Source organism: Pseudomonas fontis, from assembly GCF_028656955.1.
GTDB lineage: Bacteria > Pseudomonadota > Gammaproteobacteria > Pseudomonadales > Pseudomonadaceae > Aquipseudomonas > Aquipseudomonas fontis.
In genome coordinates this window covers 1-3,174 of sequence record NZ_JAMDGY010000137.1, presented here as the reverse complement: position 1 = coordinate 3,174, position 3,174 = coordinate 1, and the positions used below count along the sequence as shown (strand labels likewise).

Annotated in this window: 3 protein-coding genes; all 3 read left to right on the top strand. The window is 52.8% G+C overall.

From position 1 onward, the window contains the following. Positions 1-802 precede the first annotated feature (802 nt). The 3 genes from M5G11_RS27025 (at position 803) to M5G11_RS27015 (ending at position 3,019) form a co-directional block, all read left to right on the top strand. On the top strand, positions 803-1,036 hold the full coding sequence (locus M5G11_RS27025) for a DUF3077 domain-containing protein (RefSeq protein ID WP_273914117.1): 234 nt from the start codon (positions 803-805) through the stop codon (positions 1,034-1,036). A 172-nt stretch (positions 1,037-1,208) separates the two neighbouring features. After that, positions 1,209-2,630 carry a PAAR domain-containing protein gene (locus M5G11_RS27020; RefSeq protein WP_273914116.1) on the top strand — a complete coding sequence of 474 codons (1,422 nt, stop codon included), beginning with the start codon at positions 1,209-1,211 and terminating at the stop codon, positions 2,628-2,630. Continuing rightward, on the top strand, positions 2,627-3,019 hold the full coding sequence (locus M5G11_RS27015) for a hypothetical protein (protein WP_273914115.1): 393 nt from the start codon (positions 2,627-2,629) through the stop codon (positions 3,017-3,019). Before M5G11_RS27020 ends, M5G11_RS27015 begins: the two co-directional genes overlap by 4 nt. Positions 3,020-3,174: the final 155 nt, after the last annotated feature.

Below are 3,174 nucleotides of genomic sequence, written 5' to 3'. Positions count from 1 at the left end.
GCCATGATCAAACTCTTCAGTTCAATACTGCATTGGATTTTGAAAAAATCCTAAACTTGGCTCAGCAATCTCAAAATGAACTATTCGATTTCTCGTATAGCCACTTGTGATGCTGATAATCTTTTTGACTATCAGTCTGAGCTCACAAGCACCCACACGAATTGCTTGATTCAGTTGTTAAAGAGCGGTTGGTTAAGAATCTTTCGTCTCAACCGAGGCGCGCATTCTACGTGCCTCACCCTTAATGTCAAGCGTTTATAAGCGCTAATTTCATCAACAAAATCAACTGCTTATGCCCGAAAGCAACATCACGTTGCTCGTTAGCGGGAGGCGAATAATACAGGATTAAAATAGGCCGTCAACCCCAGCCTAGAAATTCTTTTCCCCTACCAAAGGGCCTCGATTGCCACTATATAAAGAAAAGCTCCCAAGGTCCGAACAAAGCATCAGGGCAGCAGGGAGCCCAAACCACGTCGTCACTGAATCGACCTCATTTCGAGGATGCTGACTGACCGGCTTCGCATGGCCCTTTCCTTATTCCCCGTAGTCCATTTCCCAAGCATACTTCCGCCCATTGCGCCTGAACGGGTGTGCGCCTAGCCTTCGAGCGTCGTTGCCAATTCAACGACCGGTTTTGACAGGCCGCACCATTCACGGACCGCATGTGCTCGCTTTATGGTAGCTGTGCGTGGGGCACACTCGTGTGCGCCGGGTCCCGTGTCCTGGTCTGTCAACCCGCGTACAGCTGCCACCCATTTGTTTGACAGCAGGTTCGTGGCAGCTCCACCACACGGAGCTACAGATGAAAAAGATCGTTCCCGATCCACCGATCCTTCGCGTGCGCCCCGGCCTCTCGACCGAAGAAGCCCTCGTCCACGCCTCTGACCACCTGACCTGTGCCCTGGCCATCAGCCAGGAAGCCATTGAAAAAGCCCAACCTGACGGCATGACGCTGGTGCGCTCTGCCGTGCATCAGATTGAGGTAGCGCGTGCGTTGGTTGAGGTTTCACTGGCGACCCTGCCTAGATCTGCCTAGAGGACGTTTCAAGGGAAACCGGCGAATTTCAGCCGGTTTTCTTTCCTGCGAAACATGGGCTTTCACTTCCCTATCCCTCCGTTTACAAAGCTCGGAAGCGTCTGACAGCCAAGAGTGCCGCTGATTGGTAGCGTCCCTAGTCACCTCCAAGGACGACACAGGAACGCGACCAATGCCGTATGTAATTCGAGAAGGCGACCCCACCACCACAGGCGGCATGGTGCTGTCCGGGTCACCCTCATTTATCGTTGACTCCAAAAAGGCCGCGCGCATCACCGACCCGGTCTGGTGCCCGGAGTGCCAGACGGTTGGGCTGATTGCCGAGGGTACACCCAGCTTTCTAAGCGACTCACTCGCGGTGGCAGTGGAAGGCCATCGCGTGCAATGCGGATGCCCCGATGGCAGTAACCGACTGATTGCAACCCAGGCCTCATTTTCAATAGGGAACACTTCGCCGGTACGCCTGCCAGCGGAGCGGCCTGTGCAACCACTGGCAATGACCCCGAAGTGGGCACAAGCGATCGAGCAACGTTATCCACAGACCGCGTCAACGCTTGATGCACGTAACAATGCGCTGTTGGCATCCCCACTATCCGATGTGGAGCCTGGCTTCCATATTGTCGAAACGCCCATGAGCCGCTCGGCGCTTGAGGCGGTGCTGTTTGGCAGCCCAGAACCGGCAGTGCTGGAGAAACTCCGTCGGTTGAACCCGCATCTGTCGAGCTATGCCAAGCCGGGCCAGTTGGTTGTGTTGAGCGACCCCAACAATTACCAATGCACTCGGGAGGAAGCGCTGCTGATGGAAGCGGCGGCCATGGTGGACGATGCACTTGAACCTTTGAGTGATGAAGAGGCCGCGTTCATGGTGCAGCACAAGGAGGAAATCGAGTCCTTCCTTGCCTACAGCTCGACGTCGATGGGTGTAAGTGCGGCGATGGCCGGTAGCCACCTGAAGAACGTGGAAAACACCCTCGCTGCAATTCAAGAGCTGCATCAGCGTTTTTTCACTCGGGATGGGCATTTACGCAGCCCTGAGTTCTTTGCTGAACGTAAACGCTTGATGGCTCAGTTGAACACTAACTTGACTGGCCTGACTAAACGGACGATTGGTTTCCCCAATCATCCAAAGCTAAAGCGTGCCATGCGAATCTCCAGCCGCAGTTTGGTACACCATTGGAGCAAAGCCGGCGCGGCGGGGCAAATTCCTGGTTACGCGAGCCATATCCAGGGTGTCTCGAAAGCCAGTAAATACATTTCAGCAGGCGGTTGGATTGGAACGGCCTTGGGCGGTGGCGCTTCATTTTTAAAAGTCCAAGAGGTTTGCTTGGCAGACGACTCAGTAGCATGCAAAAAAATCAAATTTACAGAAACGGGAAACTTTACAGGCAGCTTGGTGGGAGGGGCTCTAGCGGCCAAAGCGGTGACAGGTACCATCATAGGGTCACTTTGCGTCGCTTTAGGCGGCCCCACCCGAGGCGCTAGCTTTCTAATCTGCGGCGTAATAGGTGTCGGTTCAGTGACATTTGCAGCTAGCAAGGTGGGGAGTGGCATGGGCGAATCAGCGGGTGAGGTACTGTTTGAGGTACTGGAGTGAACCCGCACTCGCTTTACTTCTATTTTGCAATTTCCGGAGGTGTAATTATATTATCCGGGCTACTAATGATCCCCCTGCAGATTTACATAGCAAAAAAATACCTCAACACAATGCTATCTCACTTGAAAAACTGCCAAGCCATTACCCTTCGAGCTCCATTACTAAACATGGGATGGAAGGGGAAAGTATTGATGACCAGTTCAATTGCAAGCTTTTTGATGTTTCCAAAATACCTCACCAGAAAGGGAATGCTCGACAACCACGACATAGGCAACTTCCCAGTAAAGCTCAAAAAAATTCTTGTCATCACCCACAGCATAGACCTAGCGCTGCTAGTGGGGTTATGTATAGTAGGGCTTGCATTGAAAATACTTGAAAAGCCTACTTAGCTAAATCGTTTACTCGAAGAGGTCCACACTTAGGTACGTCGGACTATCTCCAGGCTGGAATAGAACATGCTCGTTTATGGTGGCTGTGCGTGGGGCATATTCGTGTGCGCCAGATTTCTGTATCCTGGTCTGTCAACCCGCGTACAGCTGCCACC

Coding starts and splice junctions, on each gene's coding strand:
- M5G11_RS27025 (WP_273914117.1), top strand. CDS start 803: ATGAAAAAGATCGTTCCCGATCCACCGATCCTTCGCGTGCGCCCCGGC.
- M5G11_RS27020 (WP_273914116.1), top strand. CDS start 1,209: ATGCCGTATGTAATTCGAGAAGGCGACCCCACCACCACAGGCGGCATG.